At 54.5% G+C, this 22,139-nt stretch carries 24 protein-coding genes, 1 rRNA gene and 1 riboswitch; of the genes, 9 read left to right on the top strand and 16 right to left on the bottom strand.

Going from position 1 to position 22,139, the window contains the following annotated elements; all coding sequences use genetic code 11:
* Together AC27IT_RS26310 and AC27IT_RS26315 are read right to left on the bottom strand one after the other, a co-directional pair.
* Positions 1-93, bottom strand: a 16S ribosomal RNA gene (locus AC27IT_RS26310); the annotation flags it as partial.
* 243 nt (positions 94-336) lie between these two features.
* The gene (locus tag AC27IT_RS26315; RefSeq protein ID WP_005827748.1) at positions 337-1,212 is read right to left on the bottom strand and encodes a hypothetical protein; all 876 of its coding nucleotides are present in this window, start codon (positions 1,210-1,212) and stop codon (positions 337-339) included.
* Positions 1,213-1,327: 115 nt separating this feature from the next.
* On the opposite strand from AC27IT_RS26315, the gene AC27IT_RS26320 reads away from it, so the two are divergent.
* The gene (locus AC27IT_RS26320; protein WP_005827746.1) at positions 1,328-1,702 is read left to right on the top strand and encodes a YgzB family protein; all 375 of its coding nucleotides are present in this window, start codon (positions 1,328-1,330) and stop codon (positions 1,700-1,702) included.
* A gap of 76 nt (positions 1,703-1,778) precedes the next feature.
* On the opposite strand, the gene AC27IT_RS26325 is transcribed toward AC27IT_RS26320, so the two are convergent.
* The 3 genes from AC27IT_RS26325 to nth all read right to left on the bottom strand — a co-directional run bounded on the left by AC27IT_RS26325 (position 1,779) and on the right by nth (position 5,123).
* The gene (locus AC27IT_RS26325; RefSeq protein ID WP_283858776.1) at positions 1,779-3,530 is read right to left on the bottom strand and encodes a glycosyl hydrolase family 18 protein; all 1,752 of its coding nucleotides are present in this window, start codon (positions 3,528-3,530) and stop codon (positions 1,779-1,781) included.
* A 266-nt stretch (positions 3,531-3,796) separates the two neighbouring features.
* The gene (perR, locus tag AC27IT_RS26330) at positions 3,797-4,231 is read right to left on the bottom strand and encodes a peroxide-responsive transcriptional repressor PerR (protein WP_025845534.1); all 435 of its coding nucleotides are present in this window, start codon (positions 4,229-4,231) and stop codon (positions 3,797-3,799) included.
* A 157-nt stretch (positions 4,232-4,388) separates the two neighbouring features.
* Positions 4,389-5,123, bottom strand: a complete 735-nt coding sequence (gene nth / locus AC27IT_RS26335; RefSeq protein ID WP_007786793.1) for an endonuclease III — start codon at positions 5,121-5,123, stop codon at positions 4,389-4,391.
* Positions 5,124-5,250: 127 nt separating this feature from the next.
* On the opposite strand from nth, the gene AC27IT_RS26340 reads away from it, so the two are divergent.
* On the top strand, positions 5,251-6,156 hold the full coding sequence (locus AC27IT_RS26340) for a complex I NDUFA9 subunit family protein (RefSeq protein ID WP_025845532.1): 906 nt from the start codon (positions 5,251-5,253) through the stop codon (positions 6,154-6,156).
* A gap of 133 nt (positions 6,157-6,289) precedes the next feature.
* Here AC27IT_RS26340 and AC27IT_RS26345 read toward each other — a convergent pair whose 3' ends face one another.
* Genes AC27IT_RS26345 through bcp form a run of 4 tightly spaced genes read right to left on the bottom strand, consistent with a single transcriptional unit; the run spans position 6,290 to position 9,213 of the window.
* Positions 6,290-6,838 carry a cob(I)yrinic acid a,c-diamide adenosyltransferase gene (locus AC27IT_RS26345; protein ID WP_005827736.1) on the bottom strand — a complete coding sequence of 183 codons (549 nt, stop codon included), beginning with the start codon at positions 6,836-6,838 and terminating at the stop codon, positions 6,290-6,292.
* A gap of 46 nt (positions 6,839-6,884) precedes the next feature.
* On the bottom strand, positions 6,885-7,646 hold the full coding sequence (locus AC27IT_RS26350; RefSeq protein ID WP_005827734.1) for a class I SAM-dependent methyltransferase: 762 nt from the start codon (positions 7,644-7,646) through the stop codon (positions 6,885-6,887).
* Between the two features lie 9 nt (positions 7,647-7,655).
* A complete protein-coding gene (locus tag AC27IT_RS26355) occupies positions 7,656-8,708 on the bottom strand; it encodes a M42 family metallopeptidase (RefSeq protein ID WP_007786787.1) in 1,053 nt (350 codons plus the stop codon).
* Between the two features lie 34 nt (positions 8,709-8,742).
* Complete coding sequence (bcp, locus tag AC27IT_RS26360) at positions 8,743-9,213, bottom strand: thioredoxin-dependent thiol peroxidase (RefSeq protein ID WP_025845527.1); 471 nt, start codon at positions 9,211-9,213, stop codon at positions 8,743-8,745.
* Positions 9,214-9,364: 151 nt separating this feature from the next.
* Between bcp and AC27IT_RS26365 the strand changes: the two genes are divergently transcribed.
* Together AC27IT_RS26365 and AC27IT_RS26370 are read left to right on the top strand one after the other, a co-directional pair.
* The gene (locus AC27IT_RS26365) at positions 9,365-9,997 is read left to right on the top strand and encodes a winged helix-turn-helix domain-containing protein (RefSeq protein WP_005827728.1); all 633 of its coding nucleotides are present in this window, start codon (positions 9,365-9,367) and stop codon (positions 9,995-9,997) included.
* A gap of 78 nt (positions 9,998-10,075) precedes the next feature.
* Complete coding sequence (locus AC27IT_RS26370) at positions 10,076-10,714, top strand: HAD family hydrolase (RefSeq protein WP_238503300.1); 639 nt, start codon at positions 10,076-10,078, stop codon at positions 10,712-10,714.
* A 92-nt stretch (positions 10,715-10,806) separates the two neighbouring features.
* On the opposite strand, the gene proS is transcribed toward AC27IT_RS26370, so the two are convergent.
* The 6 genes from proS to AC27IT_RS26400 all read right to left on the bottom strand — a co-directional run bounded on the left by proS (position 10,807) and on the right by AC27IT_RS26400 (position 17,503).
* Positions 10,807-12,273, bottom strand: coding sequence for a proline--tRNA ligase (gene proS, locus AC27IT_RS26375; protein ID WP_026558256.1), 1,467 nt, complete (start codon positions 12,271-12,273; stop codon positions 10,807-10,809).
* A gap of 318 nt (positions 12,274-12,591) precedes the next feature.
* Complete coding sequence (locus tag AC27IT_RS26380) at positions 12,592-13,200, bottom strand: ECF transporter S component (protein WP_005827723.1); 609 nt, start codon at positions 13,198-13,200, stop codon at positions 12,592-12,594.
* 255 nt (positions 13,201-13,455) lie between these two features.
* Positions 13,456-13,612, bottom strand: a riboswitch (FMN riboswitch).
* Positions 13,613-13,970: 358 nt separating this feature from the next.
* On the bottom strand, positions 13,971-14,768 hold the full coding sequence (locus AC27IT_RS26385; protein WP_005827719.1) for an ABC transporter permease: 798 nt from the start codon (positions 14,766-14,768) through the stop codon (positions 13,971-13,973).
* A 3-nt stretch (positions 14,769-14,771) separates the two neighbouring features.
* Positions 14,772-15,566: an ABC transporter permease gene (locus tag AC27IT_RS26390; RefSeq protein ID WP_005827717.1), complete on the bottom strand. Its 795-nt coding sequence runs from the start codon at positions 15,564-15,566 to the stop codon at positions 14,772-14,774.
* Positions 15,559-16,569, bottom strand: a complete 1,011-nt coding sequence (locus AC27IT_RS26395) for an ABC transporter ATP-binding protein (protein ID WP_005827715.1) — start codon at positions 16,567-16,569, stop codon at positions 15,559-15,561. Before AC27IT_RS26395 ends, AC27IT_RS26390 begins: the two co-directional genes overlap by 8 nt.
* Positions 16,570-16,660: 91 nt before the next feature.
* On the bottom strand, positions 16,661-17,503 hold the full coding sequence (locus tag AC27IT_RS26400) for a protein phosphatase 2C domain-containing protein (RefSeq protein ID WP_283858772.1): 843 nt from the start codon (positions 17,501-17,503) through the stop codon (positions 16,661-16,663).
* 151 nt (positions 17,504-17,654) lie between these two features.
* Here AC27IT_RS26400 and AC27IT_RS26405 point away from each other — a divergent pair, with 151 nt between their 5' ends.
* From AC27IT_RS26405 to AC27IT_RS26425, 5 genes are all read left to right on the top strand, one after another.
* Positions 17,655-18,947, top strand: a complete 1,293-nt coding sequence (locus AC27IT_RS26405; protein ID WP_005827711.1) for a glutamate-1-semialdehyde 2,1-aminomutase — start codon at positions 17,655-17,657, stop codon at positions 18,945-18,947.
* A 114-nt stretch (positions 18,948-19,061) separates the two neighbouring features.
* Complete coding sequence (locus AC27IT_RS26410; RefSeq protein WP_005827709.1) at positions 19,062-19,202, top strand: hypothetical protein; 141 nt, start codon at positions 19,062-19,064, stop codon at positions 19,200-19,202.
* Positions 19,203-19,436: 234 nt separating this feature from the next.
* Complete coding sequence (locus AC27IT_RS26415) at positions 19,437-20,117, top strand: zinc metallopeptidase (protein WP_005827707.1); 681 nt, start codon at positions 19,437-19,439, stop codon at positions 20,115-20,117.
* A 115-nt stretch (positions 20,118-20,232) separates the two neighbouring features.
* Positions 20,233-21,066 carry a pyrroline-5-carboxylate reductase family protein gene (locus AC27IT_RS26420; protein WP_005827706.1) on the top strand — a complete coding sequence of 278 codons (834 nt, stop codon included), beginning with the start codon at positions 20,233-20,235 and terminating at the stop codon, positions 21,064-21,066.
* Positions 21,067-21,072: 6 nt separating this feature from the next.
* Positions 21,073-21,936, top strand: a complete 864-nt coding sequence (locus tag AC27IT_RS26425; protein ID WP_005827704.1) for an NAD(P)-dependent oxidoreductase — start codon at positions 21,073-21,075, stop codon at positions 21,934-21,936.
* Between the two features lie 64 nt (positions 21,937-22,000).
* On the opposite strand, the gene AC27IT_RS26430 is transcribed toward AC27IT_RS26425, so the two are convergent.
* On the bottom strand, positions 22,001-22,139 hold a 139-nt coding region (locus AC27IT_RS26430; RefSeq protein ID WP_487092198.1), incomplete at its 5' end, for an IS3 family transposase.

The raw sequence follows: 22,139 nt of genomic DNA on the forward strand, positions 1-22,139 counted from the left end.
TCCGCCGCTAGCCCCCGAAGGGACTCGCTCGACTTGCATGTATTAGGCACGCCGCCAGCGTTCGTCCTGAGCCAGGATCAAACTCTCCAATAAAGTTTGTTACTGGTTCAAAGCTGGCAAATCATTTCATGATAGACTCATCAACGCTTTCGCTGTTCAGTTTTCAAAGAGCATTTTCGTTATCGCCCAGAGGCGACTTTTTTAATTTACCACATATCCACTCAATAATTCAAGTGTTTTTTTCATTTTTTCGCTGCCAGTATTTCGTTCGTGCAGCAGCGACGTTTGTTAATATAGCATGTCCCCAAGACGGAAGTCAATAGGATTTAAAAAGTTTTACCTGAGCAATATTAATCCGACTTCCTTGTCGCCGTTTGCGCCCTCCGTGAAGACGACCTCCTGGATTAGCAGCCTTTGAATCATTTTCTCTATAAGAAGGGGAACTTCGATTTGCGCATCTACAATCGCCGGATGATTCATCAGCTCCTCCAGCCGCCAAGGTCCTGCCTTTGCTTCCATGACTTCCATTAAGAACGTGACGGACTCCTTAATTTTGGAGGTGATCCAAAACTCGATGGCGAGCACGAGCAGCTCAATCCGCTTCTCAAGCGCTTCTCCGTTAACCGACAGCTCCTCGTACAACTTGAACACCGAAGAATCCATCTGCTTCACCTGGGACCACAAAGCAGCCTGCGGGTGTTCGCCAGCCTCGTACACAATCAGCCTCGCCCACGAATGCAGCGATTGAATGAGCGAATGATGCGCATCCAAAATCATTCCTTGCTGCAAAAACTCTTTTGTCTCGTGGAAAAACCGGAGAAGTTGGGAATACTCCCTACAAATAAACTTCTTTTGCAGCGCTGCCGGCAGACGGCTCAGCCGGAGCTTCATTTGCTTCATATAGCCGTCCTTGTCCCACAAAATCTCGGCTTTGCCAAGCATCGAGGCAAGGCGCTCATCCAGGCCACAGACGGCTCCCTTTTCAAGCTGCCATGTACTGATCTGCTGCTCCATGACCACTCGTCCCTGAAGATGCAGGCGGCGGATTTTCCCCTCAGCTTGCGGCTGGTTGACCACTACAAAATAAAAGGCTCCATCACGAAACGGGACCAGCAAATCCGAAACAGGCAAAACCAGCACAGCTTGTACGTCCGGGCGCTGTTGTAGCTTTTTCAGATACGTTTGCTGACTCTCCTCTCGCTTCATAGCCATACCGTGTTCCTCCCTGCCCTGGGTTGAACTTATGGATTCTACACGATTTGTTCGTTTCCTGCTTGTCAACAGACAAAACCTTTGTATGCTATACTGTAATGTAGGAGGAATGATGATGAAAAAAACTGAACGCCTGAGCAAAATCAAACGCATGCGCACATGGGGCAACTGGAGCATGGTGATCGGCATTTTGCTGATGTATACAGGGTACGCTTTTTTCGGGGGATATCTGGACTTTATACCTTTCCTTGGCAACCTGTTAAAAGGCTCTCACATCTTCATGACGCTGCTTTTAATCATCGGCTTTATTTTGACGATGGGCAGCACTGTGTTGTTCATGATTTCCGGCATGGTTTCTACCTCTGCTCCCCAGGTGGAATGTCCTTCGTGCCAAAAAGTAACGAAGATGCTTGGAAAAGAAGATGCCTGTATGTTTTGCGGACAGCCATTGCGCTTGGAAGACGGACAGCCTCAGCAAAACCAGACATGATTGGTGGCTCGACCTTGCGATACACAATAAGCCACCTGCACAATCCCGTCTTACGGGCAGCAGGTGGCTTCTTTTTTTACTGAGCCGTTATGGCGCTTTTCAAGCCTTCTTCGATGGCCGGCCAAATCTCCGGCTCTTCAAATCCGCGCCGCCACGAAGCGACTCCGGCCAGATCGTACTTTTTGACCAGCTCGATCCGCTTTTTCATGGAAGAGACATCCTCCAGCCACATCTTGTAGACATTCCCGTCTTTCGGATCGCGATATTCCACGTATTGTTGGCCGGATGCTTCGTCGAGAACAGGCGTAAGCTTTCGCTCCTGCACCCATTCTTGCGCCCTTGGCATGGACAGCGCTTTGGAGCTTACCTTGATTGTGCCGTCAGCCTGCTTGGCTTCCGTCCACAGTCTCGTGTAAAAAGGAACGCCCAGCAGCAGCTTTTCGTTTGGCACTTCCTCGAGCACGCCTTGCAAGCCTGCTTCCACCCAAGGCAGCGAAGCGACCGAGCCTGCTTTTGGACTCGCCGCCCAATGCTCATCGTATGTCATGACAGCCATGTAGTCGACCACCTGGGCCAATGCCTTGCGATCCAAAAACATCGACCACGTCTTCGCATTGGACTTGATGGTGACATCAATGGAAACGGTCAGCCCTTGCTGGTGCAAATACGGCGTCAGCTCGCGAACAAACTGGACGAGCCGCTCCTTGTCTTCGTAGTACACATTTTCAAAGTCGATGTTGATGCCGTCCAGATCGTACAGGTGCGCGTAGTGAATGAGCTGGGCGATCAGCTTGTCTCGTTTGTCGTAGCTGCCGAGCACCGCTTGGGTCCAGTCCGGATTGAAGCCGTTCGTGACCAGCCCCCACACCTGATAGCCGCGCTTGTGCGCCCATTTCACATACGCCGGGTCAGCCCTGTTCAAAAGCGTCCCTTCTGCATCCTTCAGCTCAAACCAGGTGGGCGAGACGACATTGACGCCAGGCAACGCCCCGATTTGGGCGACGTTCGGATTTTTATTGACAACATGCTCCCAGACCATGTTTACCTTTTCGCCATTCGGCTTCCACGCAGCTTGCCCCTCGGAAGAAGTGGCGTGCTGCAAGGTGACCTTCCGCTTGCTCGCCATCTCCAGGCTTTTCTCCGGGAGAAAGCCCGCGATTCCGGAAGCGGTCAACACGCGGTAGTAGCCTTCCTGCTGGCCGAGCACATCGACCAGTTCTCCGGCAGATAGCTCGGCAACGATCGGAGTGCGGTGCGAAGCGCCAACGCGAACGGGTTGTTTTTCCTCGTCGCTGACAACTTTTGCCTGCCCGATTTCGTACCCTTCCTGCTCCACCGTGAGGACGCCTGTATCCACTTTGTGCTCAAAAGCAAAAGGATACAGCTTTTCCAATGGATCAAGCGGCACGTAGCGAGTCCCGCCCACTTCCTTGACCGGCACCTGCAAATTGACCGGCTGCTTGTTCAGATGGGCGACTACTTCGCCACTCTCCATCCTGAGCACTTTGTCCTTCGTCGTCACGATCACCGACTTGGTAGGCTCATCCCAAAAGATCGCCGGATCAATCTTTTCCTTGATAAAGTCAAAAGGCAGCAAGATTTGCTCCGCCTCCAGCAAATACGAAGCATCCGCCCGCTGTCCTTCGTAGACGATGACTGCTTTGTCGCCGTCGTACGGCTGGACGTGCTCGGTCGAAGCGCGCAGCACGAAAAACCAGTATATGCTGCCGAAAATTGCAAGCAAGAAAAGCATCAGCGCAAAAAGCCTGCGCATTGCCCTTCTCCGTCTACGCCTGGGGCGAGGTGCCATTCCAAGCTGCATGTTCATGGCCTGTTCCTCCTCCCAGCCAAATAAGCCCGCACGCGGACCTGATTGTATGCATTCGTCATTCGTCTGTCAATTCGATCATAACGTGGCTTCAAACGATTCACAACCTTTTGTCTACTGGAAAAAACGAGAGACAAGCCCCGCTCTCCCCCAAAAAAAGACGTTTGAACAGTCAAAACGTTACACCTTTCAACAGAAAAACACCTTCTATCTCAACTTGCTAAGCTTTCGTTGAGACAAAAGGTGTTCGTCCGTACAGCTTCATTTTAGTGGGCGCTCTTTTGACAGGACTCGCAGATGCCATATACTTCCATACGATGTCCGGTAACTTTAAACCCGATGTCTTTTGCGGCAGCTTCTTCCGCCTCCCGCAAATACGGGAAATGGAAGTCCCGGATCGCCCCGCAATTGGAACAGATCGCGTGGTAATGATCTTCCTCCACATTGGCATCGAAGCGACTGGACGCGTCCCCGTAGGTAAGCTCAATCACCAGGCCCGCATCTTTAAAAACCCGCAGGTTATTGTAAATCGTTGCGACGCTCATGTTCGGGAATTTACCTTCGAGAGCTTTGTATATTTCGTCAGCCGTCGGGTGAGTCATCGTCTCCAGCAGGTACGTTAAAATGGCATGGCGCTGAGGTGTCATCCGAACCCCGGTGTTTTTGAGGATTTCTACAGCTTTTTCCACACGCTGTGTCATAATTGTCACACCCCACAGTCTTTCGCAAGACAAAAGATCAGTCAATCCTGTTTGTCATTGATTAGAATTACTTTAAATAAGTGTACGTCTATTCGGCGAAAACTGTCAATATCCATTACGCGGAATTGAGGAGAAAGAACTGGAAATCGAGCTTCCCTCAAGAAATGCTCGGCTCCTTTTTCGCTCTGGGCTTCGCTTTCGGCTTGGCGGCTTGTTTGCCAGCTTGCTTCGCAGGCGCTTTTTTCTCTGCTTTTTTGGCCTCCGTCAGAGCGTATTTGCACATGGATTGCAGCGGACATTGATCGCACTTCGGATTGCGCGCCGCACAGATTCTTCTGCCGTGCCAGATCAGCCAATGGTGGGCATCCGACCACTTTTCGCGCGGGATGCGCTTCATCAGTTGGCGCTCCACTTCGTCTACGTTGTCGCTTTTGGCAAGACCGAGGCGGTTCGCCACGCGGAACACGTGAGTATCGACCGCAATAGCCGGGACGCCAAACGCATTGGAGAGAACGACATTGGCCGTCTTCCTCCCTACGCCCGGCAACGCTTCCAGCTCGGCATGCGTTTGCGGCACCTCCCCGTTGTACTTTTCAAACAAGATTCTACAGGCCTCCAAAATGTTTTTGCTCTTATTTTTATACAAGCCCAGCCCTTTTATATGCTCTTCCATTTCTTCCTGGGTGAGATGCAGGTAGTGCTCCGGCCGGTTCAGCTCTTTAAACATCGGCTCGGTAATCTCGTTCACCCGCTTATCCGTGCACTGTGCCGAAAGAATGGTCGCGATCAACAGCTCAAACGGGGTTGTATAGTTCAATTCGCAGTGGGCATCCGGGTACATTTGCTGAAGCGTATCCAAAATGTCTGCGACGGGTACTTTGCGTTGTGCCATAAATATATCCCCCTTTTTCCTACATTATACCGATCTTGATCGGCTCGGCAATCGTCGCAAGCAATAGCACGATGCCGCTGTGCTGATGTAAAATGGGCTTGGAAAGATTTAACGGGGGGCGATACGCATGAAGGTTTTCCTGACGGGAGCTACCGGATTTGTCGGCAAAGGCGTGTTGGAGCGGCTGATTGCCGAAGGTCACGATGCCGTTTGCTTGACGCGGCAAGCCTCAAAAGACAAGCTGCACCACGGGCAGGCCGGGCCGGGAAGCGTCTCTCTGGCAGCCGGAGACATATTGGACGTCGAATCGCTGAAAAGCGCCATGGCAGGCTGCGAGGCGGTCATTCACCTGGTCGGAATCATTCGCGAGCAGCCGGGCAAAGGGATTACGTTTCCCAAAATTCACGTCGAGGGCACGAAAAACGTCGTGGAGGCAGCGAAGCAGGCGGGCGTAAAGCGCTTCGTCCACATGAGCGCCCTCGGTTCCAGAGCAAACGCGACAAGCGCCTACCACCGCACAAAGTACGAAGCCGAGCAGCTCGTGATCGCAAGCGGAATCCCGTACGTCATTTTTCAGCCATCGGTCATCTTCGGTCCGGGCGACGAGTTCGTCAACATGCTCGCGGATCTGGTGCGCATGCCTGTCACTCCTGTTATCGGCGACGGCTCCTATCCTTTGCAGCCCGTAGCGCGGAAAACGGTAGCGGATGTGTTTGTCCAGGCATTGAGCCTGCCCGCTGCGACGAATCAAATCTATGAAACGGGCGGGCCTGATCCGATCTCCTACGGAGAAATACTCGATGCCATCGGCGAAGCAATCGGCAAAAAGCGGGTTCGCAAAGTGCACATCCCGCTCGCCTTCATGAAGCCTGTCGTCAACATGCTGGAGGGCTTCTCGTTTTTTCCGATCACCAACACGCAACTGACCATGCTGCTCGAAGGCAATGCCTGCCGCGACGGCCAGCGGCTGTACGACACTTTTCCTACTGAAAAAATCGCGTTTCGCCCAGGAATCTCTACTTACCTCCGATAGATAGTATTGGCTCAAGCAAAAGGGGCCTGTCCCCAACCAAACGCATGAATCCAGCCAACAGCCAGATGTTTTCACACAAAAAAAGGGGCGTCTCCAAGTCGGACAGTCGACTTATGGGACAACCCCTTTTTGCTTATTCATGCAGCGTTTTTTCCACGGAGCCTGTCTCTTTGTTTACGTGACGGGCGACGACGAAAAGATAGTCGGACAATCGGTTGAGATATTTGACGACTGCCGGATTTACCTGCTCTTGCTGCGCCACATGGACGGCTTTGCGCTCGGCGCGTCTGACAACCGTGCGGGCAATATGGAAGGCAGCGGCAGCGGGATGGCCGCCCGGCAAAATGAAGTTGGTGAGCATCGGCAGCCCTGCGTCCAGCTTGTCGATTTGCTCCTCCAGAAACGTCACATCCTCTTCGCCGATCGGCCAGCCTACTTTTTTCCCTTCCGGTGTGGCAAGCTCCGCGCCTACATGGAACAGCTTGGTTTGAATGATGTGAAACACATCCTGCAACTCCTGCCACGCCTCCGTTGCGGGCAACAGGGACAGGGCCAGCCCGATTTGCGAGTTGGCCTCGTCGCACGTGCCGTATGCCTCGACGCGATCCGCGAACTTCGGCACGCGCACGCCCGCCACCAGTGAAGTCTCGCCTTTATCCCCTGATTTCGTGTAAATCTTCATCCGTATCCCCCGCCTTTTTTCTTTGTCTGGAAAGTCTGGAAAGGTGCTACACCGACTCGCAAACGACAATCAATTCCGTGCTGCTCGCATCAAAAGGCGCTTTGGCAAAGTTGCCGTACCGCCTGGTCACCTTCAGCCCGTTCAGGCGCAAAAGGTGGTGAAGCTCGGTCGGAAAAATATAGCGCAGCGCAAAGCGTCCATTCACTCGTTCAACCACAGTGCCGCGCGCATCTGTGCGCTCGTACATGCGGGTCACTTCGCACAGTTGCTGGAAGTGGTCGTAGCGGGTGTAATCCCACATCAACACTTCTCCCCCGGACGGCAGTGGATACGTTCCGCGCAGCGACATCTTTTCATTTTCTTCGTAAAAATGATTGATTTTGGGCACAAACACGTTCATCGCAAGCTTTCCGCCAGGTGCCAGATGCTTGCGAATACAGCCGAGCGCCTTCATCTGCTCCTGAATGTGCAACAGGTGCAAAAACGAGCGGAACGGGATCATGATGAGCGAAAAAGTCTCGCCAAGATCGAAGCTGCGCATGTCTCCCTGAAGCAGCGTAAGCCCTGTGGTCACGCCTTGTTCTTGTGCCTTTTCCTGCGCGCGCGCCAGCATCTCCTGCGACAAGTCAATGCCCGTCACCTCGATCCCGGCCTGGGCGACCGGAATCGCGATTCTCCCGGTGCCGCAAGCAAGGTCGAGCACTTTGCCGCCAGCCTGCTTCGCTTCTTCCAGGTAAAAATCGACGTCGCCCGCAACGCCGCGCTGCGTCAAATCGTAGTAATCGGCCCATTGATACATATTGCTCATGCCGTCCTCCTATGCTTGCATTTCCTCGGAAGCCAGGTAAGCCATGATGAGCTTCGCCGTATTTTCCAGCGCTTCTTTGTGCGTGCGCTCATGGGAGTGGGAGGCGTCCACGCCAGGGCCGATCAGCCCGTGGACGATGTCGTACCCTGACCGCAACGCCGCGCTCGCGTCTGAGTTGTAATACGAGTAAATGTCTACCGCGTAGTTCAAACCGTTTTCTTTGGCCAGTCGGGTCAAATGGCTGCGCAAACCGTAGTGGTACGGCCCGGAGGAATCCTTCGCGCAAATGGAGACGCAGTATTCGTCTGTCGTCTGGCCGTCGCCGATCGCGCCCATATCCACCGCCAAATACTCCACGACGTTTGCCGGAATGCTGGAATTGCCGCCATAGCCGATCTCTTCGTTGTTGCTGATAAAAAAGTGCGTGGTGTATGGCAGTTGCTGTCCGGATTCGCGAAGCTCCTTCAGCACGCCGAGCAAAATGGCGACGCTCGCCTTGTCATCAATGTGCCGGGACTTGATGAAGCCGCTGTCGGTGACGGTCACGCGCGGGTCGAAGGAGACAAAATCCCCGACGGAAATGCCCAACTCCTGCACCTGCTCCCTGTTTGTCACTTTTTCGTCCAGGCGCACTTCCATGTTGACGTCTGTTCTTTCCGCCTTGCCTGCATCGCGGCCGTACACGTGGACGGAAGCCTTCGTGGACAAAATCGTTCCGGTGACGAGGCGGCCGCTCGCGGTTTCCACCGTGCAATGCTCCCCTTCAATTGCATTGAACTCAAAACCGCCGATCAAAGTCAGCTTCAAACGGCCGTTGCTTTTGATTTCCTTGACCATCGCGCCAAGCGTATCGACGTGCGCTGTCAGCAGGCGTGCCTTGTCGTCACGCGCTCCCGGCACAGTCGCTACAATCGCGCCTTTGTTCGTCCGCTTGTACTCGACGCCGAGCTGTTCCAGCTCCTGCGCTACCCACGCCATGACTTTGGCTGTGTTGCCGGACGGACTCGGGATGTTCGCCAATTGGCAAAAGGATTGAACCACATACTCTGTAGACACACTCATGAAATGCTCCTCCTCTATGTATCAACTCTGCCTGTCAGCCTTGCAGCTCTTCCTTGATGAATTGAAGCACTTCCTGTACGTGCCCTTTCACCTTTACTTTTGGCCAGACCTTTGCGATGTTTCCTTCCTTGTCGATCACAAAGGTCGTCCGCTCGATCCCCATGTACTCGCGGCCGTACATTTTTTTCAGCACCCACACTCCGTACGCTTCTGCCACCTCGTGCTCCGGGTCTGCCAACAGCGGAAACGGCAGCTCGTGCTTGGTAATAAACTTGTCGTGCGATTTGACTGAATCCGGGCTGATCCCGAGTACGACTGTATTCAGCTCAGCGAACTGCGGATGGTAGTCCCGGAAATCACACGCCTCTGTCGTGCAGCCTGGCGTCATGTCCTTCGGATAAAAATAAAGCACAACATTTTTCCCGCGGAATTGGGAAAGTGAAATCGTCTGATCCTGATTGGCCTGCAATGTAAATAACGGCGCGGCTTGTCCGCTTGCGATCATGCTCATCCCTCCGTAAAAATCACTTGTCTCATTTTACCACAAGCTTACAGGCACTTCATCCGCATATACGTTGCGCTTTCAATCAGAAAACGATAGAATTAATTAAGAAAAATAAAAAAATGGCCTAGTCAGTTGGATGGTGAGAATTGGCATGAAAGAGTTTTTTGAAGTAACCGATCCAGAAGCGCTTAAATCCCTTGCCATAGCAGAACGGGTTAAGATTTTAGAACTCTTCGAGGATTTGGAGCCGCGTACGGCCAAACAAATCGCTACGGAACTAGGCGAAAATGCTGCACGTCTTCACTACCACGTGAAGGAGCTCGTGCGTGTTGGTTTGCTCGAACAGGTGGATACCCGCGTCAAAGGTTCCATCGTTGAGAAATATTACGAGCCAGTCGCCAAGGTGATTCAGGTTAAGCTTCAGCTTATGATTGAGGAAAACGCACAGCAATTGAGTGACGTCATGTTCACTCCGTTTCGCACGACAGAAAAGGATCTCATGAGGACACTCAACCGCTTCGTGGCAAGCGATCAGGATGTTCGCAAGGAATACCAGAACACGTTTGCTTTTAACCTGACTGAATTTTATTTGAGCCAGGAAGAACGCAACCAACTGGTCGACGACATCAGCGATCTTTTGCAGAAGTACAAAGGCTTTAAAAACGAGCCGGGACGCCGCAAATTCAAGTTTTTCGACGTTCTGTTCCCGTTGACGCCTGCTGACCCGACTGACGATTCGGAAGAACCGTTTGAGGATGCAGACGATCAGGACAAGCCTCTGTAAAAAGCAGAGAACCACACCAGGAAAACCATCAAGAAAGATGGTTTTTCTTTGCTTTTCAGCCCAAAAGGAGGGTGGATGATGCGCACCATTCTGTTTGATTTTGACGGAACCGTCGCCGATACGCTCCCGCTCATCTTCACGGCTTTTCGCTCGACTTTTCAGCGCTTTTTGCAGGAGCATTACACAGACGAGCAAATCGTCGCGCTGTTCGGGCCGACGGAGACAGGCATTTTGCAAAACAGGCTGCCCGCACACGAGCATGCCGCGGCACTGGATCATTTTTTTGCCATCTACACGAGCGAGCATGCCCGGGTGCAAAACCCCGGGGAAATCGCCCGCATGCTGGAGCAGTTGCACGCGGCTGGAGTCCAGATGGGAATCGTCACGGGAAAAGGACGGAGAAGCGCAGATATTTCCTTGCGCGAGTGGGGACTGGAAACGTATTTTTCCGTCGTGATTACAGGCGATGACGTGAGCCAGCCAAAGCCGCACCCGGAAGGCATTTTTACTGCGCTGAAAGAGCTTGGCGCAACGGCCGGGGAGACGAGTTTTGTAGGCGACAGCGATGCCGACATCGTGGCCGGGCGTGCGGCAGGGCTTACGACGGTCGGGGTAGATTGGCTGCCCGTCACGCAAAAGGCCGGAAGCTTCGATCCGGAGCCGGACTACCGCTTTTCCGACGCACAGGTTTTTGCCGACTGGGTGCTCGGCCGCTAAGTTTTTCGCACAGGCAAAAAGGGAGTGCCCTCTTTTTCACGCGAGGGGCACTCCCTTGTTTTCGGTTCAAGCGTATGCGTTACCAGAACCGCCTAGTACGCCCGCCCGAACCAGACCGTATGCTTCGCCTCTTTGCCGCAGCAAATGCAGGCTGCTTTTTGGGCAGGCGGATCGAACGGAATGTTGCGGGAGGTAAATTTGGTTTCTTCCTTGACCTTGGCTTCGCAAGCGTCGTCTCCGCACCAGCCGGCCAGCACCCAGCCGCTTGGGCGGTTCTCGCTCTCGCAGTTGGCGATGTGCGCAGCCAACTGCTCCATCGTGTCGACGTCGAGATGAGAATGAGCTTCCCGGAAGGCCAGCGCTTTTTGGAACATGTTTTGCTGGATGTCTTCGAGCAGCTTCGCAATCGTCTGGGCAATTCCCGCCAGCGGCACGGTCACTTTTTCGCCCGTATCGCGGCGGGCCAGGATCGCCTGACCGTTTTCCACGTCGCGCGGCCCAAGCTCCAGGCGCAGCGGCACCCCGCGCATTTCCCATTCGTTGAACTTCCAGCCCGGCGTCTCTTCGCGCAAGTCGGCACGCACGCGAACCCCTGCCGCTTTGATCTCGTCGAAAAGCGGATCGAACGCCTCCATCACTTTTTCCCGCAGCTTCATCGGACCTACCGGAATCATGATGACTTGCGTAGGCGCCATCCGTGGCGGCAGCGCCAGGCCGCGGTCGTCGCCGTGCACCATAATCATCGAGCCGATGAGCCGCGTCGAGCTGCCCCACGAGGTCGTATGCACGTACTTGAACTGATTGTCGCGGTCCAAAAACTTGATCTCGAAGCCGCGCGCAAACTTGTCGCCCAAATAGTGCGAGGTGCCCGCCTGCACGGCTTTTCCGTCCTTCATCATCGCTTCGATCGAGTACGTGTCAACCGCACCCGCGAAGCGCTCGCTCGGCGTCTTTTGCCCTTTCCATACCGGAATCGCCAGCTCCTGCTCGACTACTTCGCGATAAATTTCGAGCATCTGCATCGTTTCCTGGCGCGCCTCTTCTTCTGTCGCATGGGCGGTGTGGCCTTCCTGCCAGAGAAATTCCGATGTGCGCAAAAACGGCATCGTGCGCTTTTCCCAGCGGAACACGTTGGCCCACTGGTTAATCAGGATCGGCAAGTCGCGGTAGCTCTGAATCCACTGGCTGTACATGTGGCCGATGATCGTCTCCGAGGTCGGGCGCAGGGCGAGCTTTTCCTCCAACTGTTCGCCGCCCGCTTCGGTCACCCATGGCAGTTCTGGGTTGAAGCCCTCGATGTGCTCTTTTTCTTTTTGGAAAAACGACTCGGGAATCAGCATCGGGAAGTAGGCGTTGCGATGTCCGGTTTCCTTGAACCGTTTGTCCATCGCCTCCTGAATCCGCTCCCACAGCTCGAAGCCGTCGGGCTTGAAGACGATGCAGCCGCGCACCGGGGTGTAGTCCATCAGGTCCGCCTTTTTGATCGCATCAATGTACCAGCGCGAAAAATCTTCCGACTGCGGTGTAATTTCTTTTACAAACGCTTTGTCCTCTTTCATCCTTCTACGCTCCTTTTTTCTTCGCATGAAATGCAAAAAATCCCCCATCCCAAAAGGGACGGAGGATTGACTTCCGCGGTACCACCCTGATTGACCATGGCTTGTGCCACAGTCCTCTTTTCCAACCCGATAACGGCGGGGCGACCGGACCAGCTCGTCGCTGGCGGCTTCAGGATGGGGTGCAGGTATGCCTCGTATCAGCCTTCCAGACTAGGGCCGACTCTCTGGAACAAGGGAAATAGCTGCGGGTCCTTTCATAGCCTTTTTCACAAAAACGGTTCGTTTAAGAACATATCTTAGCAAGTCGAAAGGCCGATGTCAATTTGTGGTACGCAGGGCCAGGCGAGCGCCCAGCTTGGCGTAAACAGGATAGGCGACCAAGGCGAGCACGACGCCTTTGAAAATGTTGAACGGCACAATGCCGACCAAGACGAGGGACCAGACGCTCGTCGCATTGAACATCGCAAGCAGCTCTGCCATCGGCATATGGTAGAGCACAGCGTAAGCCGGGAGCAGGACGTATGCGTTGGCGACAGCCATGACGACCGTCATCAGCAATGTTCCGAGCGCAAGCCCTGTCAGAAAACCTTTTTTGCCCTGGCCGCTGCGTTGCAGCAGGATAGCCGGCAAAATGAAGCTGGCGCCGGCAATCACATTGGCAATCTCGCCGATCACCAGTCCGTCTGCATTTTTAAACAGAAAGTGCAATGTATTTTTCAAAACTTCGATGATGATTCCGGCCACCGGACCGTACATAAGCCCGCCGATCAACGCTGGCAGCGTGCTGAAATCAAGCTTCAGAAAGCTCGGCATCAGCGGAACGGGAACCTCCAAAAATTGCAGGATAAAGGCAACGGCGGCCAGCATCGGAATCGTCACGATCCGCTGGGTTGCTCTGCGCGAAGAATGCAAGGCTGTTTCTTTCATGTGTACCATCTCCTCTTTGTTCTCCTTCTTTGAGGAATGGCAACAGTGGTCGTGCCACACGTGTTGCTACTCATACGCTTTGCCTGCGGAAACGCAAAAATACCCTGAGAAAGATTCTCAGGGCAGATTACAGGCGTATGACAAAGCATGTGCAGGAAACAGGTTCGCGAAACAAAAGGTGCTGATTTTGCATGCCCCTTTTGCAGCTTTTCCCGTTTGCACAGGCAAACAAGCACGTGCAGAAAACGTACTGTCGTCATCCTTCTCCCATCCAGACTGTACTGTCGGCTCTGGAATCTCACCAGATCCTGCACTCCGTCGCTTGCTAACAAGCTAGGGAGGCTCGCGGGCTTAACGTGCTCGTGGCACGCTCACCGCCGGTCGGGAATTGCACCCTGCCCCGAAGGAATTGTGTAGTTGTCTATTGCATATTATACTGCGCTTTTTTGATTTGACAATAGAGGAAACGGCTAAATCGACAATTTTTTATTGTTTTCCGATGAATTTAATAGGATATGCTCCTGGTCGCTTTGATCGGGTTGGTAGTTACCTTGACCAAAAAGAAATAGACCGCCCTTGAGTCCCAACTCCAGCGGTCTATTCTTCCAGAAATTTTGAGCCGAACCCCTTGAGGGAAGCTTCCATTGCACAGACCGCTCCGGTTGCCGCCGGACGGTCTTTTTTTCGCTTGTTACCTCTAATGTTACCATAACGAGCCGCAAATAAAAATATACATTCGGCCCCTCCAGCATCGAATCAGGCCGCGACTGCTACGAACCCGCTCCCCGATATTTGCTGACTCCCCAGTTCCAGACAAACAGGCCGAGGCCAAAGAAAACGACAGCCACGAGCGGAGTAAACGCCGCGTAGGTGTACCAGACTTCTTTGCGCAAAAAGTAGGCAGCCGGATAGACGCCGACGAAGGCAAACGGCAGTACATAGGTCAGCACGAAGCGGATAGCTTTGTTGTACACATCCACCGGATAGCGGCCGTACTGCTGAATGTTGTAGATCATCGGGGCGATTCCCGTCCGTGAATCGGAGAAAAAGCTGACCGCCGCAATCGCTGTGTACACGCCGCCGTAGATGAGAGCGCCGCTCACGACCAGCCCGATGAAGATCAGCGGGTCGTACCAGTAAAACGACAGGTCGAGCTGGATCGCCGCATAGCCCATAATAATCAGGCCCGTGATGATGCCGAAAATGCGGTCCGGCGCGATGGATTCCAGACAAACCTGCGCCAGATTGTGAATCGGCCTGGTCAGGATGCGATCCATTTCGCCCCGGATGATGTAGCGCTCGTTGAAGTCCCAAAAGCCGAAAAACATCGAGAACAGCGCATACGGCACCAAAAAGAACCCGTAAATGAAAATGATTTCGTCCCGCGTCCAGTCTTTCATCATCGGGACGTGCGTGAACACGACGATGATGAACACGAGGTTAATCAACTCGGAAACGAGGTTGGACACAAGCTCCCCGAGAAAGTCAGCCCGATAGGCAAGCCTCGTCTTGAAATACTGGCCCAGGTAGTCGGCAAAAATGCCGATAATATGTTTCACGTTTTGCATCGTCTACCCTCCTTGCACGACCAGCCGATTTCGGGCCATACGCCACAAAACCAGGATGGGGACCAGAATGACAACCATCCAGATCGCCTGAAAGCCGATCAATTCCCAGGCCCGTCCAGGGGTAATCGCTCCGGTAAAAATCAGACTCGGATAGTAGTTGACGGCCTGAAACGGCAGAAAGCCCATGACGGTCTGCGCCCAGCCGGGAAAAAAGCTGATCGGCAGCACGAGGCCGGACATCAGATCGACGACGACCCGCTTCGCCCGCATCATCCCGTCGTTGCGGAACAGGAAAAACGTGAACAGACCCGTCAGCAGGTTAATCTGCGTATTAATGAGAAAAGCGAACATCAGACTGAGCAGGTACAGCCCCCAGCCGGTCGCGGTCGCCGGGAAGTGAAAGGGAATAATCAGGCTGATGAGAAAAATCCCCGGCCCCGCGAAAAACAGAAAGCGGAAAATCCCTTCCCCGAACGCCTGCGCCGTTTTCACCGACAAGTAGTTGTAGGGACGGATCATTTCGATGGCGACCTTGCCCTCGCGAACGTCCTGGGCGATCTCCGTGTCAATGTTGTTAAAGTAAAAAGCGCGCGACATCCAGGCGATCGCCACGTAGGAGGTCATCTGCTCGACCGATAGCCCGCCAAGCTGCTGCTGGTCGCCGTAGATGGCGCCCCACAAAAAGTAGTAGGCCCCGATGTTGATCGCGTAAATGATGATGCCGCTGTAGTAGTTCACCCGGTAGGCGAGCATGGTCAAAAACCGCATGCGGATCAGTTCCATGTAGAGCCTATGCATGGTCCCGCACCTCTGTATCTACCTGGTAAATGTTGCGGACGATGTCCTCTGTGCTCGTCTCCATAATTTTCACGTCGCTGACCTCGAACGACGACATAACCGTGGACAGGACGAACGGCAGCATTTCCTGGCTTTGCGGCACCTTGACGCTCAGGGTGAAGTCGTTTTCCTGCGTGACTTCGCACGGCATTTCGCCGAGTGTCTGGCGCAGTTCGGCTGCGGAGGTGCGCTTTTTCATCTGGAAGGAAATCTCTGTGCCATTGCCCCACTTTTCCTTCAGGTCGCTGAGCAGGCCGTCGAAGATCAGCTTGCCTTTGTCCATGACCAGCACCCGTTTACAGAGCGCCTCGATGTCGGAAACGTCGTGCGTGGTCAGCAGGATGGTCATGTTTTCCGTCTCGTTCAGATTGCGCAAAAACTCGCGGATTTTTTGCTTCACCAGCACGTCCAGCCCGACTGTCGGCTCGTCGAGGAACAACAGCCGCGGCTTGTGGATCAAGGAAGCCGCTACCTCGCAGCGCATCCGCTGGCCGAGGCTCAGCTTGCGCACCGGCTGGCTGACGAACGGGCTGATTTCCAGCTCCTCGATCAAGCGCGCGAGCCACTTTTCGCCCTCTGTCTCGTCGACCTTGTAGACGCTTTTTAGCAGGCGAAACGACTCCAACGGGGACAAATCCCACCAAAGCTGTGAGCGCTGCCCGAAGACGACGCCGATGGAGCGCACGTATTCCTCGCGCTGTTTGAACGGGACGTAGCCGTTGATGACGATCTCGCCGTCGCTCGGGGTCAAAATGCCCGTCAGCATCTTGATGGTCGTCGATTTCCCGGCGCCGTTTTCCCCGATCAGGGCGAACATCTCGCCCTCTTCCACGGTGAAAGAAAGGTCATTCACCGCTTTGACTGTCTTGTACTCGCGGCTGAACAAGTCACGAAAAGCACCCCCGAGGCCGGATCTGGCCTGGTGGATGCGGAACTCCTTTTGCAAATGCTTCACTTGGATCATGGAAAACCGTCCTTTTTGGCTTGCTTCAAATAACAACTGTTAGTGTATACGAGCATGTGAAAATGTGCAAAAGGCAAACTGTAGCAAACTATCAGCGCAAAAACAGGACAATCCCTGTCTTGTCGTCCGACTTTTTGAAGCGGGGGTAGCGAATGCATTCCGGGTCGCTGTTTTCCAGCGCAATCAGTTCATCTGCATAGCGCTGCAATCCTTTGCGGAAGATCGGCAGCGCCGTTTCCTCCCAGCCTGGCTCGTCACCGCCGAAAGCAGCCGGCATGAAAAGTCCATCGGTTGCCAGCACCAGCGCTTTTACCCCCGCCCGGTTAACCCGTCCATACTCCACAAAATCCGCGCAGGCGGGATCGCCGTTCAAAACACCGTAGCCTCCTGGTTCATTCGCCTGGTAGCGGTTATGAATCAGGATCTCCATACATCGCTCGCGCAACTCGACGCGGGTGGACAGCCCCTCGCGAATCCCTGCTTCCCAGCTTGCCAGTGCCTGTTGCTCCAGCAAGCGGACTTGCGGGTAGGTCAGCGGCCGCACCGCATCGTCCTCGTAGACGGCAAAAATCATACAGTCTCCGCTCTGGGCGTATTCGAGGCAGTTGTCTTTCACGCGGACGACCGCGCACGCCGCTCCCCACAGCGCTTCTTTTTTCGCCAGATCGACGCCGCCTTCGCGCATCTGCTCGCGCAATTGCTCGTTTACGCGCGCCAGGTAATCGGGCAAAACCGCATCGTGGGGCATCGCCTCAAGCTGCCTTTTCACCAACTCTGCCGCAATCGCTCCTCCGGTTTGCCCGGCCCGGTTTTCGTACGGAACAAGCGACGACACGCCGTCAATCACCGCGTACACCTGCCCGGTCTGGGAAATCACATAGGCTTCCTCATTGGTATTGCCGCTTCCTTTGATGGAGATGCACTCAAGTTTCATGGTGAACTACCGCCTTTTATGTGTAGTGATTTGCTTGAAAATTGTATCATTTTTCCTTTTTTCCAGCTATAGCTCCCCATCCATATTCAGGTGTCTTTGGCTGTGTTAAGATAATGAAGGACTTTTTCGAAAAGAAAAGAGGGAAAAACGCATGAAACGTGAACGATCCGCGCTGCTGCACGAACAAGCCATGGATGTCATTCTCGGTGGGGTAAACAGCCCTTCCCGTTCTTTCAAGGCCGTAGGCGGGGGAGCGCCCGTGACGATGGAGCGTGCCCAGGGCGCGTATTTCTGGGACGTGGACGGCAACCGATATATTGACTATTTGGCGGCGTATGGCCCGATCATTACAGGCCACGCCCATCCGCATGTAACCAAAGCGATCTGCGAAGCGGCGGCGAACGGCACGCTGTACGGGACGCCGACTCCGTGGGAAGTAACTTTTGCCAACATGATCCGCGAAGCGATCCCGTCGATGGAGCGCATCCGCTTCAACAACTCCGGTACGGAATCCGTCATGACGTGCATTCGCGTGGCTCGTGCCTACACCGGACGCGTGAAAATCATCAAATTCGCGGGCTGCTACCACGGGCACTCCGATCTCGTGCTCGTCGCGGCAGGCTCTGGACCTTCCACGCTGGGCATCCCGGACAGCGCCGGCATTCCGCAAAGCATCGCCAACGAAGTGATTACCGTTCCGTTCAACGACATCGGCGCGTTTGCCGAAGCGATGAGCAAGTGGGGTAGCGAAACAGCGTGCGTGCTGGTCGAGCCAATCGTCGGCAACTTCGGTATCGTCACGCCGGAGCCAGGCTTTTTGGAAGAAGTAAACCGCATCGCGCACGAAGCAGGTGCGCTCGTTGTGTACGACGAGGTTATTACCGCATTCCGCTTCTGCTACGGCGGGGCGCAAAACTTGCTGGGTGTAACACCTGACCTGACCGCGCTCGGAAAAATCATCGGCGGCGGCTTGCCGATTGGCGCGTATGGCGGACGCCGCGATATTATGGAGCAGGTCGCGCCGCTCGGTCCAGCCTACCAGGCAGGGACAATGGCGGGCAATCCCGCTTCCATCCGCGCCGGAATCGCTTGCCTGGAAGTGCTGAAGCAGCCTGGCGTGTACGATGAGTTCGAGCGACTCGGTGCGCTTTTGGAAAAAGGCATTCGCGACGCGGCGAGCAAGCACGGCGTCACCATTCAGCTCAACCGCGTCAAAGGAGCTATGGCGGTTTACTTTACGGACGAGCCAGTCCGCGACTACGATGCCGCGCAAAAAGCCGATGGCGAGCTGTTCGCCCGCTTCTTCCGCCTCCTTTTGGACGAAGGCATCTGCCTCGCGCCTTCCAAATACGAGGCGTGGTTCATCACCACCGCTCACACGGAGGACGACATCCGGGAAACGATTGCGGCTGTCGACCGCGCCTTCGCCCAGTTGAACGCGTAGCTTGGCGAAAAATGTGTGCGCCTGACGGCAAGACAAGCATTGCCAAGCCCGCTCCCCTGCTTTTTGGAGATACTAACGACTGCACGAGAGTATCATCGCGAGGAGGCGATCTAGGTGTCAAAAGGCGAAAAGACGTACCCGCAAGCTCCGGAAAAGACGCTGGATTCCAAAGCGAGCAGCAAGATGCTCGAAGTCGTCGGCTTCCAAAATCCGCGCAAGACCGAGCATCACAAAACGCAAAACCACGATCGCTAGGCGTGCCAGGCAGACACATTCCCGCCAGAGGATGTGTCTGCTTTTTTTATGCTTTTGCCCGTTTGGTCCAGCACATATAAGTCGACGATGATATTGTCAAGATTGGTCAGAGATTGTACAATAAAAATAGTGAAACTGCCATGACACTTATTCGTATACATGGATATGGGACAAAATGTGTAAGGAACTGCTATTGTGCATATTTCGTAGATAAAAACGAGGAGTGAGTGCTCAATGTTTTTTCACCCGATGGATTTTCTGATTCTCATTGCATTCGGACTGTCGCTCTGGGCTCAATTCCGCGTAAAGGGAACCTTTAACAAGTACGCGGAGGTCCCTACTTCCTCCGGCCTTACCGGGGCGGAAGCGGCGCGGCGGATGCTCGATGCAAACGGCTTGACCAACGTTCCGGTCGAACATATTCCGGGCACGCTGACCGACCACTACGATCCGATGTCCCGTGTGGTTCGCCTGTCTGATCCTGTCTACTTCGGCAACTCCATCGCATCGTTGTCCGTTGCTTGTCACGAAGTCGGCCATGCCATCCAGCACAAAGTATCGTATCCGATGCTGGTAGCGCGCCACCGCATTTTCCCGGTGGTCAACCTGGTATCCGGTGTTGCGCCGCTCTTGCTGCTCGCTGGCTTCTTTTTCAAAATGACGGGTCTGCTATTGATCGGGATTATTTTCTTCTCCGGCGCTGTTGCCTTCCAGCTCATCACGCTGCCAGTCGAGTTTAACGCGAGCAGCCGTGCCAAAGAGCTGATGCTGAAAATGGGCTTCATCCGCAACGAGGAAGAACGCGGAGCGAGCAAGGTGCTCGGCGCCGCCGCTCTGACCTACGTGGCAGCCGCTCTGATCTCTGTTCTCGAGCTTGCCAAGTACATCATGATCTTCAGAAGCTCCGACGACTAATCGCAGGTACAAAAAAACGTTTACTACGACAGACAAAAGGTACAGCCTCTTCCACAACGGGAGGCTGTACCTTTTTATGTTGACTTGCGTTACAATGGGACGGGAGGTTTTGTACATGCGCATCGGGATTATCGGATTAGGAAGCATGGGGCAAATGCTTGTGAAGTCGTTTTGCAAAAGCGAAGCGATCCAGCCGGAAAACGTGCTCGTCTTCAACCGGACGCAAGCAAAGGCAGACAAGCTGCAAGCGGAATACGGCGTGACCGTCGCGGCGACCGCGCAAGCGCTATGCGAGCAGGCGGAGCTGATTTTCCTCTGCACGAAGCCGCTTGACGTCTTGCCTGTTTTACGCGGGCTGTCGGTTGCTGCCGACAAGCATATCGTCTCGGTCGCTGCCGGGGTCAGTATCGCGGATGTGGAAACCGTCCACGCCGGGCCAGTCAGCAAAGTGATTCCGACCGTCACTTCCTCGGAGCTGCACGGGGTATCGCTGCTGACAAACAGCGGCAAAGTGAGCGCCGAACAGCGCGAGCATCTGCTTACTCTGCTGTCTGCCATCGGCACGGTACAGGTGGTTACCGATGCCGAAATCGAGACGGCGACGATTTTGAGCAGCAGTGCGCCGGGACTGATCGCGGGGATTCTCGATTCTTTCGCCCAGGCGGCTGTTCGCAAAACGCCGGAGCTGGGGATTGAGGCAGCCCGCAGCATCCTCGTGGAGACGATGCTGGGAACGGCTTTGCTTTTGAAAAACGAACAGCTTGGCTTCGACCAACTGATCGAGCGCGTCGCTACCAAAGGCGGAATTACCGAGGAAGGGCTGCGCGTCCTCGACAAAACCTTGCCGGGCGGCTTTGACGAGCTGTTTGCCATGACATCGTCCAAGCACGCCGCGCTGAAGGAGCTTGTACAAAAACAGGTCGGAGAACACAGCGACGAAAAGGAGTAATCAGACATGATCGTAGGTTGGATTGGCTTGGGCAATATGGGCGTACCGATGGCGGGCAATCTGCTGGCGGCAGGCTATGACGTGAGCGTCTGGAACCGCACCCCGGACAAGGCGGCTCCGCTGGTCGCCCTCGGTGCGAAGCAGGTGGCGTCCCTGCCCCGGCTCGTAGAGGAATGCGACGTACTGTTTACGATGGTCAGCGACGACGAGGCGGTAAAAGCGATCTACACGGGAGCAGACGGCGTGCTGTCCGCGCGTGTATCCGGCAAGCTGGCGATTGACATGAGCACGATTGCGCCGGAGACGTCCCGTTTTCTGGCGGAGCAGGCGAAAAAAGCCGGGCTGCGTTTTCTCGACGCCCCGGTCTCAGGCAGTGTCGGTCCGGCTAAAGAAGCTCAGCTCGTCATCATGGTTGGCGGCGAAAAAGCGGACTACGACGAAGCGAAGCCGCTCTTGGACAAGCTCGGCAAGGCCGCCATTTACCTGGGACCAAACGGCGCAGGCACCTCTGCCAAGCTGGCGATCAATCTCCTGCTCGGCATCACCGTTCAGGGCGTCTCGGAAACGCTGCTGTTCGCCCGCTCGCTCGGGATTGAGACGGAGCAAATGCTGGAGATTATTTCGCAAAGCGCTGTAGGCACTCCGCTGATTCGCGGCAAAGCGGCCTCGATTCTCGCAGACGACTATCCTGCGGCTTTTGCCTTGAAGCATATGGCCAAAGACCTGCGCCTGGCCCGCGAGGCTGGCGTGTCTACGCCGCTGGCGGAATCGGCGCAGGCAACCTATCGTCAAGCGCTGGAGGAAGGGCTGGGCGAGCTGGATCTGATGGCGATTCTGCGTCATCTGCAAGGCCCTTCCCTTACCAAATAGCCAAGCAAACGAAAAAACCGGAGTCGTGCACTTACCCCTGTCAAGTAGACACACACTAAAAAGCCTAAGCAGCCAATTTGACTCGGTATTCAACCGGGGCACACTGGTTTAATCTTTTCTGGAAACGTTCATGGTTATAGAACCATATGTATTCATCAATGGCTTGAAGAAGCTCTTCCTCTGTTTTACACTGAGAGAAGTAC

Source organism: Brevibacillus sp. YAE8 (assembly GCF_057543335.1).

Bases quoted from the DNA above. Each gene is read 5' to 3' on its own strand.
- AC27IT_RS26315 (WP_005827748.1), bottom strand. From the start codon at position 1,212: ATGGCTATGAAGCGAGAGGAGAGTCAGCAAACGTATCTGAAAAAGCTA.
- AC27IT_RS26320 (WP_005827746.1), top strand. From the start codon at position 1,328: ATGAAAAAAACTGAACGCCTGAGCAAAATCAAACGCATGCGCACATGG.
- AC27IT_RS26325 (WP_283858776.1), bottom strand. From the start codon at position 3,530: ATGAACATGCAGCTTGGAATGGCACCTCGCCCCAGGCGTAGACGGAGA.
- perR (WP_025845534.1), bottom strand. From the start codon at position 4,231: ATGACACAGCGTGTGGAAAAAGCTGTAGAAATCCTCAAAAACACCGGG.
- nth (WP_007786793.1), bottom strand. From the start codon at position 5,123: ATGGCACAACGCAAAGTACCCGTCGCAGACATTTTGGATACGCTTCAG.
- AC27IT_RS26340 (WP_025845532.1), top strand. From the start codon at position 5,251: ATGAAGGTTTTCCTGACGGGAGCTACCGGATTTGTCGGCAAAGGCGTG.
- AC27IT_RS26345 (WP_005827736.1), bottom strand. From the start codon at position 6,838: ATGAAGATTTACACGAAATCAGGGGATAAAGGCGAGACTTCACTGGTG.
- AC27IT_RS26350 (WP_005827734.1), bottom strand. From the start codon at position 7,646: ATGAGCAATATGTATCAATGGGCCGATTACTACGATTTGACGCAGCGC.
- AC27IT_RS26355 (WP_007786787.1), bottom strand. From the start codon at position 8,708: ATGAGTGTGTCTACAGAGTATGTGGTTCAATCCTTTTGCCAATTGGCG.
- bcp (WP_025845527.1), bottom strand. From the start codon at position 9,213: ATGATCGCAAGCGGACAAGCCGCGCCGTTATTTACATTGCAGGCCAAT.
- AC27IT_RS26365 (WP_005827728.1), top strand. From the start codon at position 9,365: ATGAAAGAGTTTTTTGAAGTAACCGATCCAGAAGCGCTTAAATCCCTT.
- AC27IT_RS26370 (WP_238503300.1), top strand. From the start codon at position 10,076: ATGCGCACCATTCTGTTTGATTTTGACGGAACCGTCGCCGATACGCTC.
- proS (WP_026558256.1), bottom strand. From the start codon at position 12,273: ATGAAAGAGGACAAAGCGTTTGTAAAAGAAATTACACCGCAGTCGGAA.
- AC27IT_RS26380 (WP_005827723.1), bottom strand. From the start codon at position 13,200: ATGAAAGAAACAGCCTTGCATTCTTCGCGCAGAGCAACCCAGCGGATC.
- AC27IT_RS26385 (WP_005827719.1), bottom strand. From the start codon at position 14,768: ATGCAAAACGTGAAACATATTATCGGCATTTTTGCCGACTACCTGGGC.
- AC27IT_RS26390 (WP_005827717.1), bottom strand. From the start codon at position 15,566: ATGCATAGGCTCTACATGGAACTGATCCGCATGCGGTTTTTGACCATG.
- AC27IT_RS26395 (WP_005827715.1), bottom strand. From the start codon at position 16,569: ATGATCCAAGTGAAGCATTTGCAAAAGGAGTTCCGCATCCACCAGGCC.
- AC27IT_RS26400 (WP_283858772.1), bottom strand. From the start codon at position 17,503: ATGAAACTTGAGTGCATCTCCATCAAAGGAAGCGGCAATACCAATGAG.
- AC27IT_RS26405 (WP_005827711.1), top strand. From the start codon at position 17,655: ATGAAACGTGAACGATCCGCGCTGCTGCACGAACAAGCCATGGATGTC.
- AC27IT_RS26415 (WP_005827707.1), top strand. From the start codon at position 19,437: ATGTTTTTTCACCCGATGGATTTTCTGATTCTCATTGCATTCGGACTG.
- AC27IT_RS26420 (WP_005827706.1), top strand. From the start codon at position 20,233: ATGCGCATCGGGATTATCGGATTAGGAAGCATGGGGCAAATGCTTGTG.
- AC27IT_RS26425 (WP_005827704.1), top strand. From the start codon at position 21,073: ATGATCGTAGGTTGGATTGGCTTGGGCAATATGGGCGTACCGATGGCG.